This window comes from Mesorhizobium sp. WSM4846, assembly GCF_055811415.1.
Genome location: NZ_JBVVPZ010000026.1, coordinates 1 through 14,527, shown reverse-complemented (window position 1 = coordinate 14,527; position 14,527 = coordinate 1). Strand labels below are relative to the sequence as shown.

The following is a 14,527-nucleotide window of genomic DNA, read 5'->3' as shown; positions in this document are numbered from 1 at the left end:
GAAAAAAGGTTGACGCATGACGCGCTGGCAGCTTGCTCATGGACGGCATCTCGATCTTGGCGCGCAATCGTTGCTGATGGGGATTTTGAACGTCACGCCGGACAGTTTTTCCGACGGCGGAGAATTCGACCGGCCGGAGCGGGCGCTGCAGCAGGCGCGGCGCATGATCGGCGAGGGCGCGGCGATCATCGATGTCGGCGGCGAATCCACCCGGCCCGACGCCGGCACCGTTTCGGCGCGCGAGGAACAAGCGCGCATCCTGCCGGTCATCGAGGCGCTGTCGTCCGACGGCGGCAGCCTGGTTTCGGTCGACACCTACAGGGCGGAGACGGCGCGGCTGGCGGTCGCCGCGGGCGCGCATATCGTCAACGACGTGCATGGCCTGCAGCGCGAACCCGACATCGCGCAGGTTGCGGCGGAAACCGGCGCCGGCCTGGTCATCATGCACACCGGGCGCGGCCGCGAAAAACTGGCGGATGTGATCGCCGACCAGTTCCTGTTCCTGAACAGATCGCTGGAGATCGCGCGCGACGCCGGCATCGCGGACGAGCGGATTGTGCTCGACCCCGGCTTCGCCTTCGCCAAGGACGGCGACGAAAACCTCGAGCTCATGGCTCGCTTCGGTGAATTGCGCGCGCTCGGTTTTCCATTGCTCGTCGGCACGTCACGCAAGCGCCTTGCCCGTCACCTGGTCGGCGGAAGTGACGAGGGGCGAGACGTCGGCACAGCGGCAACAAGCGTCATCCTGCGGCTGAAGGGCGCTTCGATCTTTCGCGTCCACAACGTCGCCGTCAATCGCGACGCACTGGCATTCGCCGACGCGGTGCGCGAGCGCGAGACCGGGGAAGAGATCAGGCGGGCTCGGTGACGACGCCGATCCGCCGATAGACGAATTGTTCGTCGTTCGAAGGAATTGCCGCAGCACGTTGGGCTTCGTCGATCAGCATGGCCATGCGCGCATGGATCGGCGATTTCGCGCAAGCCGGGTCCGTCGCGGCGGCGTCGCCGGCGATCGCCATCGCCTGGCAGCGGCAGCCGCCCCAGTCGATCTCACGCCGTTCGCAGCTGCGACAGGGCTGCTGCATCCAGTCGGTGCCGCGAAAGGCGTTGAATGCCGGCGAATCGGTCCAGATTTCGGCCAGGCTGCGCGGTCCGAAACGCTCAAAACTGAGCGACGGGATGGTCTGTGCGGCATGGCACGGCAGCACGGTGCCGTCCGGCGCCACCATGAACGCGTCGCGCGCCCAGCCGCCCATGCACGGCTTGGGATAGATGGCGAAATAATCCGGCGTGACGAAATCGATGTTCATGATGCCGGTGAGCCGTTCGCGCGCCGCCGCGACGATCTCCGCCTGACGGTCGACCGCAGCACGCTCGGGCATCAGTTGATCGCGATTGGTCAGCGCCCAGCCGGCATACTGCACGTTGGCGATCTCAAGCCGCTCCGCGCCGAGCGAGAGCGCCAGGTCGATGAATTCCGGCACTTCCTCGATGTTGTGGCGATGGATCGGCGCGTTGATGGTAAGCGGCAGGCCGGCTGCGCGGGCGCGGCGTGCCGTCTCCAGCTTCTTTTCGTGGCCGCCTTTGTGATTGCCGATGCGGTCGGTGGTCGCCGGCCGTGCGCCTTGAAAACTCAGTTGCAGATGGTCGAGCCCGGCTTCGGCAAATGCCTCGATGCGGCCTTCGGCAATGCCGACGCCGGCGGTGATCAGGTTGGTGTAGACGCCGCGCGCCGAAAGCCCGGCGATCAATTGCTCGAGGTCGCGGCGCAGCGTCGGTTCACCGCCCGACAGATGCACCTGGAGAACGCCGAGATCGGCGGCCTGCGAGAACAGATCGAGCCAGGTCTGCGTATCGAGTTCGCGATTGGCCTTCAGCAATTCGAGCGGATTGGAGCAATACGGGCATTGCAGCGGGCAGCGATGCGTCAGTTCCGCCAGCATGCCGATCGGAGGGAGAAGGGGCTCGCTCATAGTTTTACCAGCAGCTTGTCCGACCATTCTTGCAGGAAGGCGACGACGTCGGCCGCCACCGCCTCCTGTTCGGCGTCATAATCCGCGGCAAGCTCGGCGATGATGTGGCCGACCGTGGACCGTCCATCGCAGCGGCGCAATATATCGAGGCTAATGTCGTTCGGCCAAAACACCTTTTCCGGCGAGAGCACGGCGAACGCCTGCCGCACGGGATCGTACTGTATGCGCACGTGCTTCGGCAGCGACGGCACCGATCGCGACGACACCAAAGCTCTTTCGCGTAGCGCCATCATTGGGCTGGCTCCGGACGGAAGGCGCCGGGCGGGATGTTTCCGGGCTCGCCATAGGCGTGTTGAAGCGCGTCGAGCATGACCCACAGTATATCGCATTTGAACACCAGCGCATCGATCGCCTGCTGCTGGCGTTCCGCCGTGTCGGCATGGCCGAGCACGTAGGCGAGGGCGAAGTCGGCGTCGCGCGAGGCCTGTTCGGGCCGTCGGCTGAAATAGGCCAGCGTATCCTCGGTGATGTAATCGTATTTGGCCAGCATCGCCGGAACCCGTTCGCCGATGATGAGCGGCGAGAACATCTCGGTCAGCGACGATGCGACCGCCTCGAACAGCGTCCGGTTCGTGCAAAAGGCGAGGTAGGCGCCGACCGCGAAACGTGTCGCCGGCAGCGCCAGCCTTTCGCTCTTCACGTCATCGGCATCGAGGCCGAGCGAGGTCGCCAGATGCAGCCAGCGCGCGATGCCGCCGCTCCAACCGTCCTCGCCATCATGGTCTTCGATGCGTTTGCGCCAGGCGGCGCGAAACGCCGGATCCTGCGCATGTGCGAGGATCATGGCGTCCTTGCGCGGGATGACGGCTTGGTAGCTATAGCGGTTCAGCGCCCAGGCCTGCATCTCGGTCCTCGACAGCGCACCGCTGGTCATCCTGTGATGGAAAGGATGGCGGTTGTGATAGCGCTCGGCGCCGACCTGCCGCAGCACGGCTTCGAGCTCGCTGGAGGACAAGCCGTTCCTGGCCGCGTCGTGGAAATCGCTCAAAATTCCATCTCCATACCGTCGCGGGCGACTTCCCAGCCAGCCGCTTTGACCGCTGCGTGTTCGGCGGAATTCTCGTCGAGAACCGGATTGGTGTTGTTGATGTGGACGAAGACACGGCGGCCGATCCTCAACTCGGCCAGGCCGGCGATCGACCCATCGTCTCCCGACATGGCCAGATGCCCCATGCGCGCACCGGTCTTTTGGCCGACGCCGGCGGCAATCATCTCGTCGTCGGTGTAGACCGTGCCATCGAACAGGACGCAGGCGGCATCGGCCAGGCGCTTGCGCAGGGCCGCATCGATGCGCGCGCAACCCGGGATATAGAAGACGGAGCCGCGACTGCCGGCACCGCCGATACGGACGCCGATCGTGTCGCCGGCGTCGGAACTGAAATTGGCTTCCGGCCGGCTTCTTTCCTCGAGATAGAGGGCTATCTTGCCGGGCACGGGAAAACTCTCGACAGTCACGCCGGTGTCGTGGCCGTCTGCGTCGCAGATCGCCAGTTCTTCCGCCGGCGGCAAGGTGCGTCGCGGCACGAGCGCCGGATCGAGGACATTGAAGATCGAATTCGCCTCCAGCGTCGCCAGCACCTGTGTCGTTGCGTAGATGGCGAAGGGCTGCCGCTCACGCAGGCTGAGCAGGCCGGCGACATGATCGACATCGGCATTGGTCAGCACCACCGCGCGGATGGGCGTCGAACGCAACGGCGCATCATGCGCCGGCTGCAATTCAGGCGTTTGCGCAATCTGCTGGCGAATATCGGGCGAGGCGTTGAAGAGAACCCAGCCGGCCCCATCCACTGATGCGGCGATGCTTGATTGGGTTCGCGAATGCACGCCAGCCGTCCCGGTGCGAGCCGCGCGGCTCAGGCGAAAGTTGCAATTCCACTGCGGAAAGCCGCCGCCTGCCGCCGAGCCGATGATCTTCAAGCGCATTGCAATGCCCGCTCTGCGGCTTGTTCAACCAACAGCAGATCTTCGACCGCGAATGGATTCGCGCCCGCATTGAACGCGTCAAAGCCTTTCACGAAGACCTCGCGCGGCAAGACAGTGCGTGTCCCCGTTGCCGGGGACACGCACCTCTGCGGCCTACTTCTTGGGAGTAATTTCAGCAGGCAGATACCGCGAAATCTCGAAGCCCGCAGCAACTTGGCACATGGTCGGTTTTGTCCAGCTCTTCTTCATGGCATATCTCCTCTTCTACCAGCCCGAAGGGGCCGATCCTTTTCTCAGTCAACCATTGCTGGGCACCATTGCAATGGCTCGTCCATCAGCTCTCAAAATGGACAAATGAAACGGCAGGTTCTGAAAAGTCGAAAAACAAGAAAATAACAATGCTCATGCTCAATTGCTAATCACATAAGGCTTCCTTTCCTCCAGCGGAAGGTTGGCACGTTCCCATCCATCGGCGCCGGGCGGATACCAGATCACCGAACTGTAGCCCCATTCGATGGCCCGTTTCGCAGCATTCCACGACATCCAGCAATTCGTCATGCAATAGAACAGAATGGCACGCGACTTGTCGGGACCGGCTTCGGCCGCGAGGCCTTGGCGAAAATAGTTGGCGGTCTCCTCGGAGATAGCACCGTAACCGACATTGGCCAGCCAGGTGCTGCCTGGGATGTCCTTTCTGATCTTGGCTCTCCAAATCGTTCCCGCCGGCAAATTAGCCGGCTTCGGCGTGTTAGGCATGACGTCGAAGAACACCGCCTTCTTCTCCCGCCACAGCGCCTCCGCCTCCGCCGTCGTCACGACCTTCGCGCCCTGCAGCGTCTGCGGCACCGGCGCCCGATAGTCGTCCATCCGGTAGCCACCGGGCTCGGCGATATCGCCAGCCCACATCGGTTCGGTCAGACCGAGAAGGCTCGCGGCAACCAGCAAAATCGTCTCCTTTCCCTTCATGCGTTTCTCGTCATTGCGTGATCGGATTATCGTGTTCGTCGATCAGCGGCACATCGTAGTCCAGCAGGATCCTGGTGATCTCCGCCTGGTTTTCCCTGATCACCCGGTTGAGCGTCCGCTTCCATTCCTGGTCGGATGGACGCACGCCCATGGTGATGCGGTATGACATGCGCGAGCCGGTCTTTTCCTTCACCAGCGGAACGATCGTGAGATCGGCGCCGAGTTGCTTGGCGTAGTAGCCTGCCATCGGTCCCCACATGACCGCCGCATCGATCTTGCCGGCGAGCATGTCCTTGATCATGACTTCCCCCATTGAAGGGGTGAGGCGGGTATCCACCGCAAGCGGATAGATCTTTGCCGTTCGCATGAGCTTGTTGGCGGCCATGTTGGCAGTCGGCGGTGTGCTTTCGACGACGCCGATCCTCTTGCCAGTGAGTTTCGGATCCTCGATGGTCTCGACGCCTTCCATGCCGTTGCCCTTCGGGTGCACCAGCACATAGGACGAGCGATAGTAGGCGTTGGTGTTCTGCACCAGTTCATCGCCCTGGGCATAGCCCATGATAATGTCGCATCGGTTGGCGGCCAGCGTGTTGCGCACGAAGCCGGCGACAAGAGGAAACCATGTATAGGCGACGGACTTTCGGCCGGTTTTCGCGGCAACCAGGTCGGCCAGCCGGTTTTCGAAGCCTTCGCCGCTCTCGTCGGTGAACGGCATATTCGAAGGATCGGCGCAGACGCGCAGAATGTCTGGGTCGACAAGTTCGCCCGCGGCACCAAGGCCGGCGTCCTGCGCCTGGGCGTTCGCAGGCAGCAAGGCGAGTGCGCCGAGCATCGGCAGGACAAAACACAGCTTCAACGCGTCACGGCCAATCATATCATCCACCCATACAGGATGCTTCGGCATCCTTCGCTGCCTGTGGCTTGTCTGCTTTCTTCGGCGGCCTGCCGCGCGGCGCCGCACCGTCGGCGCGGGCACGCAGATAGACGTAGAGATCATCCATGTAGCAATAGACGTTCTTGTTGTCGCCAAAGGCAGGCATGACATTTTCCTTGCCGCCGCCGACATTCTTGCGGCCCTCGGCGACGATCGAGATGAAGGTGGCGTAATCCATTGTTTTCAGGCTGTTGAGCAGGGCCGGCGCATAGCTCGAACCGGTGCCGTCCGGTCCGTGACAGACATGGCAATCGGAGTGATACCGGCGGTAACCGCTGAACGTATACCAGTCGACGGCTCCGTTTTCGATCTTGAAGGTCGGATTTCCGTCCGCGTCGAAATGCTTGCCGCCTTCTTCCGTCACCGCCTTGGCTTTTTCAGCGCTGTCCTGGGCATGCGCGAGGCTTGAACTTGCCAGAGGCAGCGCCAGGGCGAGAGCGGAAATTACAATGCGAACGGACATTCAGCTACTTCCTTGATTTCTTGATTTCGCCTGCACACGGTTTTGCTGTCGTGAAGCGGCATGGATCGATGTGGGTGCGCGGCGAAATTGAGAGCCCGGTCCTGGCTTCCCGGTGATCCGGGCTCTCGCTTTTCAAGCCTTGGTCTTCTCAAAAAACCGAGGCGTGCCTATGGTTCCCGTGTTTCAGTCGTTCCCGTTTTTATCAGTCCGGGAGACCGAAGACGGTGAGCTGGCCGCCCAGCGTCGTGTAGTCGGCAAGTGCTGCGTAGCCACCGACCGCGCCCAGACCAGCAGTCCCAACAACCGCAGCCTCGTCGCCTTGCGCACGGCCCTGATCGACGGCGCCATGCCAGGCAGCGGCGTTGTCGGGCGAAAGCAGTCCGCCTGCCAGACCGATACCGGCCCATCCGCCGACGCCGGACAGAACGGCGATATACTGCTTGCCGCCATGCTCGTAGGCCGTGATGTTGCCGATGATGCCGGACGGGGTCTTGAACTTGTAGAGTTCATTGCCGTCATGATCGACTGCCTTGATGTAGCCCTCGAGCGTGCCGTAGAAGACGACGTCGCCGTCGGTCGCCAGCGCGCCCGACCAGACCGAGAACTTCTCGGGCTTGGACCAGACGATCTCGCCCTTGGCAGCATCCCAGGCAATGAAGTTGCCCATGTGGTCGGCTCCGGGGGGAGGATACATCGACACGGTGGCGCCCACGTAAGGCTGACCGGCGGTGTAGCTCACCTTGTAGGGCTCATAGTCCATGCAGACATGGTTTGTCGGCACGTAGAACAGACCGGTCTTCGGCGAATAGGTCGCCGGCTGCTGGTCCTTGGTTCCAAGCGCGGCCGGGCAGATGCCCGTCGAGTTGGTGTCTTCGCCGTTCTGCTGGGTCGAATATTTGGCGACCACCTGCGGGCGGCCGTACTGGTCGCTGCTGGGGTCCATGTTGACTTCCGTCGCCCAGTTCACTGCCGGATCGTATTTCTTGGCGACGAGAAGCTCGCCATTGGCGCGATCCATGGTGTAGGCAAAGCCATTGCGGTCGAAGTGCACCAGCACATCGCGCTTGGCGCCCTTGATGTCCATGCCGTCGACAAGGATCATCTCGTTGACGCCATCATAATCCCACTCGTCATGCGGGGTCATCTGGTAGAGCCACTTGGCCATCCCGGTATCCGCATCGCGAGCCATGATCGTCATCGACCAGCGATTGTCGCCGGGCCTCTGGACCGGGTTCCAGGTCGATGGATTGCCGGTGCCGTAGTAGATCAGGTTAAGCTTGGGATCATAGGCGTACCATCCCCAAGTCGTGCCGCCACCGGTCTTCCACTGCTCGCCTTCCCAGGTGTTCGTGCCCGAGTCCGCGCCGACTGGTTTGCCAAGATGGGTAGTCTTTTCGGGATCGATCAGGGTTTCTGCATCGGGTCCCGTCGAATAGGCCCGCCAGGCAAGCTTGCCATCCGAAAGATTGTAGGCCGAGAGGTGGCCGCGAACACCATATTCGGCGCCAGAGATGCCGACGATAACCTTGTCCTTGACGACCACAGGCGCCGACGTGCCGGATTCGCCCTTTCCGCCGTCGATCTGATCGCCGTTCTTGACCGTCCAGACGACTTTGCCGGATTTGGCATCGAGCGCCACGACGGTGGTGTCGGCCTGGTTGAGGATGATCTTGCCGTCACCATAGGCAACGCCACGGTTGACCGTGTCGCAGCACATGATGCCAATAACATTCGGGTCTTGCTTGGGCTCGTATTTCCAGAGGATCTTTCCGTCATTCTTGAGATCGAGAGCATAGACGGTGTTCGGGAACGGCGCGTGGACATACATCACATCGCCGATGACCAGCGGCCCGCCTTCATGGCCGCGCAGCACGCCAGTGGAGAAGGTCCACTTGACCTGCAGGTTCTTCACATTGTCCTTGGTGATCTGGTTGAGCTTGGAAAAGCGGGTGTTGGCGTAGTCACCCGTCTGCATCACCCAGTCCTTGGGATTCTCGGCCATTTTCATCAGTTCTTCATTGGCCGACGTCATGTGGACCGCGCCGAACGACATGAGCGCCGCGGTCGTTAGTAGGTAGGCAGTTTTCGCTAATACACGCATCAAAGTCCTCCCAGGGTGCACAATGACGAATCGTCCGTTGAGCCCACCAGGGCTTGCCCAAGCGATTCATGTGGGGGAAGTATTTCCGGCAGCGTGTCACGACCTAAGCCGAATGAGCAGAGGGCACCGTTACTGCCCATCCCACCTGGCCTACGAAAGACTGTCGCCGCTCCCTAATTGACGGTGACGCCCTTGAAGCCGGAAACAGGATGAAGCTATGTCATCCCCAGAAGGAAGGCAAGAAAAATCACTTCCACCTATGTTGCACTGCAATATAGAGAAATAGATATGAAAAAATCAGGACGGAAAGCTATTGATCGACTGTGGATGAAGCGCGATTTATATAAGTGGTTAAATTTTACGTATTTTTTGGGCGAAATGTATTGATTTTTATTTAGGAATATTCGTTGGAGCGTATGGTTTTAAGTATGCGGGCGTCGCTTCGGTTGCCGATAGTGGAGGAGACCTGAAATCAAGCTCAGCAGCAGGATTCGGAGCCGATGTTCGTGCTGTGGGGGAGGCCTTTTGCCGGCCGGGACGGCCCTGTCCTTTGGTACTATATGGCCTGCATGAGAACTTGACGGGCGTGGCGGCAGGAGGCCAACTGGTGCGGTGATCCGTCTCGATCCAAAGGGCTCGATCTGTCACGTTCCGGGCCAATCGGAGGTTCCCCATGATCAGATATGTTGGCTTTTCGAGCTTGCCGCTGTTGCTCACGTCGGCCCTGGCCTTCGCCAATCCCGCTGGCGCCGCCTCGGATTATCCGACGGTGACGGTTGTCGACTATGTGCTCGGCTGCATGCAGACGAATGGCCAGACACGTCAGGCGCTGGAGAGCTGTTCCTGCTCGATCGACGTCATCGCCTCGATCCTGCCATTCGAGGATTATGAAAGGGCCGAGACCTTCAAGAGCATGTCCCTGACGACAGGGGAGCGTTCGGGCCTGTTCCGCGAAAGCGCGCCGGCAAAAGCCGCAAGCACCGGACTGAAGCGCGCGCAGGCAGAAGCCGACGTGCGCTGCTTTTAGACGCCGTGTAAGACCGCCGACGGCGGCTGCATGCGGCTTCGAGGGTTCAAAGCCCCGTAGCCTCCAGCGGCCATTGATTGCGAAATACCTTGCCATCCGTATCGATCGCTTCGACCTGGATCTGGCCAGTGCCGTGCGCGGTGAAATCGAACCGGAAATTGGGATCTTCCGAAATCGATATCCCCCCTTCCATCGACAGGATCAGCCGGTCTGCCTGCGAGACCGACAGTTTCTGAACGAAATGCGCGGGGATGAAATACTGGGTCAAGGGGTTGCGCTGCAGGCCCGAATTGTTCGGGTGGCGGATCATCAGCTGCAATTCCTGCGCCTTTGTCATCGTCTCTTGCGGCGGGAATTGGCGCAGCTTCATCTGCCCCATCGTCGCCATCGCCTCGTCCTGGTTCTTGAGCGCCGGGGCGGAGCATCCGCCTGACGCCTTGACGAAGGTCTGGGCCATGTGAAGCTCGCCGCCCTGCGTCTCTGCTATGGCACGCAGATAGGAATAGTCGTCGACCCGCACGCGCGTCGACAGATGCGTCACGCCGGCGTCCTTGCCGATCTCGAACGTCGCCGCCACCGGCGCTGGATTGACGTCGATGATCAAGGTGACGGATTTGATGCCGGCGGGCGCCCTGGCCGGGTCGATATAGATGTCGACGGGCACGATGGCGGCATCCTGCGCCCGCTTCGGCGCCTCGATCCTGACGACGCCGCTATCGACCAGAATTGCCCGATCGCCGAACACGTCGCCTTTCAGATCCTGCCAGATCCTGTCCGAAGAGGCGGTTGTCTGCTGGGCGCTGGCGGCGCCGGAGGCGCCAAAGAGCGCGCCGATGGCCAGAGTGATCGCAGCGAAGATGGCTGCGAGCGGCAAGCCGAGCTGCCGGCTCCGGTAATCGTGGTTCTGCATTTCGATGCCTCCACCAATGTCAGAGAGGTGGTGCCCAGGCCGACGTCGAGAATAGACCCTTGACGATGCGTTTGGCAAATCGATCCACATGCGCTTGTCGCTGTGATCTATTCCCATTCGAGTTCGGCAAAGGCGGCTGTTGCATTGCGTTCGTTGTAGTCGTCGAACAGATGCCAATTGCTTCGTTCGCTTGCGCCGGCGGCCTTGACGGCGTCGCGGAGCGGCGTCCCGTCGGCAATCGCCTTGCGAATATCGCGCGCCAGAATTTCGAAATAGCGCCGCTCTCCCGTCAGCGCCGCCGGCCAGTCGGCCGGCACCGGGCCATGACCCGGCACGACGCGCACGGCGCCGATCGCGGCGAGCGCATCCATCTGGCGAAGCCAGCCGAGCAGCGATCCGTCCAGCGTCGGCAAGGAACCGATGAAAACCAGATCGCCGGCAAACAGCGTGCGGGTCGCGCTGTCGAAGACGGTCAGGTCGTTGTCGGTGTGAGCCGCCTTCCATGCCTGCAATTCGAGCACGCGTCCGCCAAGGTCGAGCTGCAGGCGATCGTCGACCAGCATCGTCGGCGGTATGATCTCGACCCCTTTGATGAGCGCGTCGCCGATCTGTTCGCGAAAGCTCTGCAGGTAGAAGGCGCCGCGCGCCTCGAGGCCGCGCGGCAGATTGTGGTGGCCGACGATGGTGGCGCCGATCTGCCGGAACGCCGCGTTGCCGAATACATGGTCGGGGTGCATGTGGGTGTTGATCAGGTAGCGGACCGGCTTGGGGCTTATCTTGCCGATCGCGGCGATGAGGGCGTTCGCCTCGATCAGGCTGCCGCCGCTGTCGATGACGGCGACGGCGTCGGTGCCGACGACGACGCCGAGGTTGGAGATCGCGCCCTGGTTGGCGGCGCTCATCAATTCATCGACGCCCTGGAAAGCGAAGACGCCGTCGGCGACTTTCCTGAGCTTGAATACGAGGCCGTAGGCTGCGGCGAGAGCGGCCCGCCCGCGGCAACAGGGCAGCATCGCGGCGCTGACCGCGGTGCAGGCGAAGCCGTTCACAAGCTTGCGTCGTGTCCTGTCGATCGGCATGGCTTCCTCCCGATTCCGAACTGTAAGGCGATCAGGCCACGCCCGGAAATTTTTGCTGGAACGACCGCAAAAGGTCGCTCATCACCTGTGGATTGCGATAGTGCCGCGGCAGCCTTACGTCGAACATGCCAAGCACATGCGCCGGCCGCTGCGCGAGCACGATGATGCGGTCCGACAGCATCAAGGCCTCGCGCAGATTGTGGGTTACCATCAGGGCGGTCGTGGGCCGCGCCGACCACACGGTCAAAAGCAGGTGCCGAAGCCGCTCGGCGGTCCGTTCGTCGAGTGAGGCAAAGGGTTCGTCCAGGAACAGCACCGCCGGTTCGGTGGCGAAGGCCCTGGCAAGCGCTGCCCTACGCGCAAGGCCGAGCGAAAGCTCGGCCGGATAGAGCGAGCGCATGCCGGCGAGGCCGAGCGTGTCGAACAGCCCGTCGAGGTTCTTCGTTCTCAGGCTTTTCGGCAGCGCCAGCCTGACATTCTGCTCCACCGTCCGCCACGGCAGCAAGACCGGCTCCTGGAATACGGCGGCGATCCGGTCGGAGCCGCCTTCAGGCAGCTGGAACGAGCCGGAAAAGTCCTTGTCCAACCCAAGCAGGATGCGCAGCGTCGTGGTCTTGCCGCAGCCGGACGGCCCCAGCAAGCAGGCGAATTCGCCTTGCCGGACCTCGAAGGAAAGGTCCTGGAGCGCCGTGATCGAGACGCCTTGCGCGGACCTGAAAGTCTTTTCGGCGATGTCGACCCTAAGCGGGACGACGGCGCCAACGGGTTGCATGTCGTTCAACGGGCTGCACCAGAAAGAGTTCGATGACTAGCATCACCGCCACGAAAGCCAGGGTGTAGGCAAGGATGGCGGCGACGTCGAAGAGCTGGAAATAAAGATAGATCTGGAAGCCGACGCCGTTGGAGCGGCCGAGCAGCTCGACCACCAGGACGATCTTCCAGATGAGAGCGATGCCGGATCGTGAGGCGGCGGCAAGATAGGGCTGCAGTTGCGGCAGCAGGACGTGGCGGGCGCGGTCGAGGAGACCGAAGCGGTAGACGGCGGCCATTTCGGCGTAACCCGGATCAAGCGCCCTGGCGCCTTCGCGCATCGTCACCACGACATTCGGGATCTTGTTGACGGCAACCGCGCCAATCGCCGCCGCTTCGTTGAGGCCGAACCAGATGTAGGCGAGGACGATGACGACCAGCGCGGGAATGTTGAGGAACAGAACCACCCAGGGAGCGAAGAACCGGTCTGCGCGGCGGTGGCTGCCGAGGAGGACGCCGATGACCGAGCCGACAACCATCGCGACGACATATGCCGCGGCAACCCGGCCGAGCGTCGCGCCGAGATGGTAGAAAAGATCGCCGTTCGCCGCCTCTGCGAGCAGCACCTGCCAGACCTGTCCCGGCCCTGGAAAGGCACGGCTCGGCCAGGCATTTGCCGCAAGGGCCCACAGCAGGCCAAGCCCGAGCAGAGAGGTCGCGACCGTCAGCACCGGTGTCAGCGCCGCTGCCAGGCCGGATTGGCTGGACATGCCGGCCGCAGCGCCAGGCGGGCGATCGCCGGAATCAGGTGCGCTCATTGCGGGGGTACCTGCCAGAACGTGCCGGGCGCCATCTCGGGCGCGCGGCCGACCAGCTTTTCGCCGCCGATCTCGGCCAGCACGCGGTAGAGCTTGCCGGCGTCGGCCGCATCCTCGGCGACGGGGCGTCTGGGAATGCCCTCGCGATAGCGGTCACGCAGTTTGGCCAGTTCCTCGCCTTGCGCGCGGATATCAGGCGCAAGGCGCAGCCACTCATCGTCGGATCTGGCCAGCAAGTCCTTGGACTGCGCCGAAGCCTTGATGAAGCCGCTGATAGCGTCCGGATGGTCGTTCGCCCATTTGTCATGAAAGACATAGCCGAGCGCCGATACGGCGCCCGCGGCCCCGAGCGCTTTCGCCGCAGCATCGGCGCCGATCAGCCGACGAAAGCCGTTGGCCTCGAGGCGGGCGCAAAAATGCCAGAAATTGAGCACCGCATCGAGCTCGCCCTGCATCGCCTTTTCCGAAATCAGCGGCGGCGCGCCAAAGACGATGTCGCTGGTTGCCGCCAGGTCGAGGTCGTGATCGCGTCTGGCCAGCGCCTGGATCAGCAGCCAGCTTTTGTCGAGAGGTCCGCCGGCGACGCCGATCTTTTTTCCCCTGAGATCGGTGATCGTGCGGAGCGGCGCTCCCTCCTTCACCATGATCGCCCCGACGGCGGTCGAATAGGGGACCAGTGTGAGGTCGACTCCTTCGGAGCGCTGGCGCGAGACCCACAGCCAGTCGGAGACGATCATGTCGATCGCGCCGGCCAGCAAGGCGACGTTGGTTGCATCCTCGCCGGCGAAATCGACGACCTCCAGATCGATGCCGTTTGCTGCGTCGAATCTGTGGTGCTTCAGCGTGTCAAGTGCCCAGCTCACGGTGCCGAATTTCAGCACACCGATGCGAACCCTGTTCGTGGCGAAGGAGGGCTTTGGGACAAGTGCCGCGGCTGTTCCAAAAGCCGCCAGCCGGAGCATTCCTCGACGCGAAATCATCATGATGTCTCCTCCCGGGGCCGCAACCGGCCGGGCGCCGATCAGATCGCACGGTCTTTGTTCGGGAAAGCGCATTTCCAGCGCTTGACCTTGAGGGTCGAGTGTTCCTGAGACCATTTCGCGATTTCGGTGGGCGCCAGCATCATGCATTGGAACAGAGAGCCGCGGCTCTCGAAATAGAGATGTTCGTCTCGGCAATTGCCCGGATTGGCAATCAGGCAAACCGTCAATATGAGGTCGACCATATCCATTCAGCACCTCTTGCGCGCTTGAAGACGCCCGCTTTGACGAGATCCGGCCCGATCCGCGAGCCTGGACAAAATCGCCAACTGCCGGAGTCCCGAGGTGCCCATGGAAAACCGGAATGATTTGAGGCTACGCGTTCGCCCGATGGCCGTCAACAACGGCGAATGGATTGGGTCGACCGGAGCCGAGTTGAAACTACCTACAAGACAATCGAGTCCGTTTGCGCTGCCCCTCATTGCCCTGCCGGGCATTTCTCCCCGTATAGTGACGGGGAGAAAGACGCTATCACCGATGATT

At 62.2% G+C, this 14,527-nt stretch carries 17 protein-coding genes; 3 read left to right on the top strand and 14 right to left on the bottom strand.

Features of this window, described 5'->3' with window-relative positions; translation table 11 throughout:
• The first annotated feature begins 16 nt into the window (after window positions 1–16).
• Window positions 17–868: a dihydropteroate synthase gene (folP, locus tag AC0L15_RS20850; protein ID WP_287249891.1), complete on the top strand. Its 852-nt coding sequence runs from the start codon at window positions 17–19 to the stop codon at window positions 866–868.
• Here the strand turns inward: folP and pqqE are convergent.
• The 4 genes from pqqE to pqqB are packed head-to-tail and all read right to left on the bottom strand — an operon-like array spanning window position 852 to window position 3,956.
• A complete protein-coding gene (pqqE, locus tag AC0L15_RS20845) occupies window positions 852–1,973 on the bottom strand; it encodes a pyrroloquinoline quinone biosynthesis protein PqqE (protein WP_128173354.1) in 1,122 nt (373 codons plus the stop codon). The two genes, folP and pqqE, sit on opposite strands and share 17 nt — an antisense overlap.
• Window positions 1,970–2,266: a pyrroloquinoline quinone biosynthesis peptide chaperone PqqD gene (gene pqqD / locus AC0L15_RS20840; protein ID WP_023797669.1), complete on the bottom strand. Its 297-nt coding sequence runs from the start codon at window positions 2,264–2,266 to the stop codon at window positions 1,970–1,972. Before pqqD ends, pqqE begins: the two co-directional genes overlap by 4 nt.
• Window positions 2,263–3,021 carry a pyrroloquinoline-quinone synthase PqqC gene (gene pqqC / locus AC0L15_RS20835; protein ID WP_287062251.1) on the bottom strand — a complete coding sequence of 253 codons (759 nt, stop codon included), beginning with the start codon at window positions 3,019–3,021 and terminating at the stop codon, window positions 2,263–2,265. The genes pqqD and pqqC overlap by 4 nt, the downstream gene beginning before the upstream one ends.
• Complete coding sequence (gene pqqB / locus AC0L15_RS20830) at window positions 3,018–3,956, bottom strand: pyrroloquinoline quinone biosynthesis protein PqqB (protein WP_287249893.1); 939 nt, start codon at window positions 3,954–3,956, stop codon at window positions 3,018–3,020. The genes pqqC and pqqB overlap by 4 nt, the downstream gene beginning before the upstream one ends.
• 220 nt (window positions 3,957–4,176) lie before the next feature.
• On the opposite strand from pqqB, the gene AC0L15_RS20825 reads away from it, so the two are divergent.
• Window positions 4,177–4,314 carry a hypothetical protein gene (locus AC0L15_RS20825; RefSeq protein ID WP_023797673.1) on the top strand — a complete coding sequence of 46 codons (138 nt, stop codon included), beginning with the start codon at window positions 4,177–4,179 and terminating at the stop codon, window positions 4,312–4,314.
• A gap of 50 nt (window positions 4,315–4,364) precedes the next feature.
• On the opposite strand, the gene AC0L15_RS20820 is transcribed toward AC0L15_RS20825, so the two are convergent.
• The 4 genes from AC0L15_RS20820 to AC0L15_RS20805 form a co-directional block, all read right to left on the bottom strand.
• Window positions 4,365–4,922, bottom strand: a complete 558-nt coding sequence (locus tag AC0L15_RS20820) for a PQQ-dependent catabolism-associated CXXCW motif protein (RefSeq protein WP_287249896.1) — start codon at window positions 4,920–4,922, stop codon at window positions 4,365–4,367.
• Between the two features lie 10 nt (window positions 4,923–4,932).
• A complete protein-coding gene (locus AC0L15_RS20815) occupies window positions 4,933–5,796 on the bottom strand; it encodes a quinoprotein dehydrogenase-associated putative ABC transporter substrate-binding protein (protein ID WP_051407715.1) in 864 nt (287 codons plus the stop codon).
• 1 nt (window position 5,797) lies between these two features.
• Window positions 5,798–6,319, bottom strand: coding sequence for a c-type cytochrome, methanol metabolism-related (locus AC0L15_RS20810; RefSeq protein WP_128173349.1), 522 nt, complete (start codon window positions 6,317–6,319; stop codon window positions 5,798–5,800).
• A 202-nt stretch (window positions 6,320–6,521) separates the two neighbouring features.
• Window positions 6,522–8,420, bottom strand: a complete 1,899-nt coding sequence (locus AC0L15_RS20805) for a methanol/ethanol family PQQ-dependent dehydrogenase (RefSeq protein ID WP_353685229.1) — start codon at window positions 8,418–8,420, stop codon at window positions 6,522–6,524.
• Window positions 8,421–9,093: 673 nt separating this feature from the next.
• Here AC0L15_RS20805 and AC0L15_RS20800 point away from each other — a divergent pair.
• Entirely contained in the window at window positions 9,094–9,447 is a 354-nt protein-coding gene (locus AC0L15_RS20800) for a hypothetical protein (RefSeq protein ID WP_128166403.1), read from the top strand.
• A 46-nt stretch (window positions 9,448–9,493) separates the two neighbouring features.
• Here AC0L15_RS20800 and AC0L15_RS20795 read toward each other — a convergent pair whose 3' ends face one another.
• The 6 genes from AC0L15_RS20795 to AC0L15_RS20770 form a co-directional block, all read right to left on the bottom strand.
• Window positions 9,494–10,357 (bottom strand): quinoprotein dehydrogenase-associated SoxYZ-like carrier, encoded by an 864-nt coding sequence (locus AC0L15_RS20795; RefSeq protein ID WP_287249903.1) that lies wholly within the window; start codon window positions 10,355–10,357, stop codon window positions 9,494–9,496.
• A gap of 107 nt (window positions 10,358–10,464) precedes the next feature.
• On the bottom strand, window positions 10,465–11,436 hold the full coding sequence (locus AC0L15_RS20790) for a quinoprotein relay system zinc metallohydrolase 2 (RefSeq protein ID WP_287249905.1): 972 nt from the start codon (window positions 11,434–11,436) through the stop codon (window positions 10,465–10,467).
• 31 nt (window positions 11,437–11,467) lie between these two features.
• Entirely contained in the window at window positions 11,468–12,208 is a 741-nt protein-coding gene (locus tag AC0L15_RS20785) for an ABC transporter ATP-binding protein (protein ID WP_128173417.1), read from the bottom strand.
• A complete protein-coding gene (locus AC0L15_RS20780) occupies window positions 12,177–12,956 on the bottom strand; it encodes an ABC transporter permease (RefSeq protein ID WP_473496939.1) in 780 nt (259 codons plus the stop codon). Before AC0L15_RS20780 ends, AC0L15_RS20785 begins: the two co-directional genes overlap by 32 nt.
• 44 nt (window positions 12,957–13,000) lie before the next feature.
• Window positions 13,001–13,987: an ABC transporter substrate-binding protein gene (locus tag AC0L15_RS20775; RefSeq protein WP_287249910.1), complete on the bottom strand. Its 987-nt coding sequence runs from the start codon at window positions 13,985–13,987 to the stop codon at window positions 13,001–13,003.
• Window positions 13,988–14,025: 38 nt separating this feature from the next.
• Entirely contained in the window at window positions 14,026–14,235 is a 210-nt protein-coding gene (locus AC0L15_RS20770) for a hypothetical protein (protein ID WP_287249911.1), read from the bottom strand.
• Window positions 14,236–14,527: the final 292 nt, after the last annotated feature.

What these genes read in the sequence shown, in the direction of transcription:
- folP (WP_287249891.1), top strand. Translation starts at nt 17, where the DNA reads ATGACGCGCTGGCAGCTTGCTCATGGACGGCATCTCGATCTTGGCGCG.
- pqqE (WP_128173354.1), bottom strand. Translation starts at nt 1,973, where the DNA reads ATGAGCGAGCCCCTTCTCCCTCCGATCGGCATGCTGGCGGAACTGACG.
- pqqD (WP_023797669.1), bottom strand. Translation starts at nt 2,266, where the DNA reads ATGATGGCGCTACGCGAAAGAGCTTTGGTGTCGTCGCGATCGGTGCCG.
- pqqB (WP_287249893.1), bottom strand. Translation starts at nt 3,956, where the DNA reads ATGCGCTTGAAGATCATCGGCTCGGCGGCAGGCGGCGGCTTTCCGCAG.
- AC0L15_RS20825 (WP_023797673.1), top strand. Translation starts at nt 4,177, where the DNA reads ATGGTCGGTTTTGTCCAGCTCTTCTTCATGGCATATCTCCTCTTCTAC.
- AC0L15_RS20820 (WP_287249896.1), bottom strand. Translation starts at nt 4,922, where the DNA reads ATGAAGGGAAAGGAGACGATTTTGCTGGTTGCCGCGAGCCTTCTCGGT.
- AC0L15_RS20815 (WP_051407715.1), bottom strand. Translation starts at nt 5,796, where the DNA reads ATGATTGGCCGTGACGCGTTGAAGCTGTGTTTTGTCCTGCCGATGCTC.
- AC0L15_RS20810 (WP_128173349.1), bottom strand. Translation starts at nt 6,319, where the DNA reads ATGTCCGTTCGCATTGTAATTTCCGCTCTCGCCCTGGCGCTGCCTCTG.
- AC0L15_RS20805 (WP_353685229.1), bottom strand. Translation starts at nt 8,420, where the DNA reads ATGCGTGTATTAGCGAAAACTGCCTACCTACTAACGACCGCGGCGCTC.
- AC0L15_RS20800 (WP_128166403.1), top strand. Translation starts at nt 9,094, where the DNA reads ATGATCAGATATGTTGGCTTTTCGAGCTTGCCGCTGTTGCTCACGTCG.
- AC0L15_RS20795 (WP_287249903.1), bottom strand. Translation starts at nt 10,357, where the DNA reads ATGCAGAACCACGATTACCGGAGCCGGCAGCTCGGCTTGCCGCTCGCA.
- AC0L15_RS20790 (WP_287249905.1), bottom strand. Translation starts at nt 11,436, where the DNA reads ATGCCGATCGACAGGACACGACGCAAGCTTGTGAACGGCTTCGCCTGC.
- AC0L15_RS20785 (WP_128173417.1), bottom strand. Translation starts at nt 12,208, where the DNA reads ATGCAACCCGTTGGCGCCGTCGTCCCGCTTAGGGTCGACATCGCCGAA.
- AC0L15_RS20780 (WP_473496939.1), bottom strand. Translation starts at nt 12,956, where the DNA reads ATGTCCAGCCAATCCGGCCTGGCAGCGGCGCTGACACCGGTGCTGACG.
- AC0L15_RS20775 (WP_287249910.1), bottom strand. Translation starts at nt 13,987, where the DNA reads ATGATGATTTCGCGTCGAGGAATGCTCCGGCTGGCGGCTTTTGGAACA.
- AC0L15_RS20770 (WP_287249911.1), bottom strand. Translation starts at nt 14,235, where the DNA reads ATGGATATGGTCGACCTCATATTGACGGTTTGCCTGATTGCCAATCCG.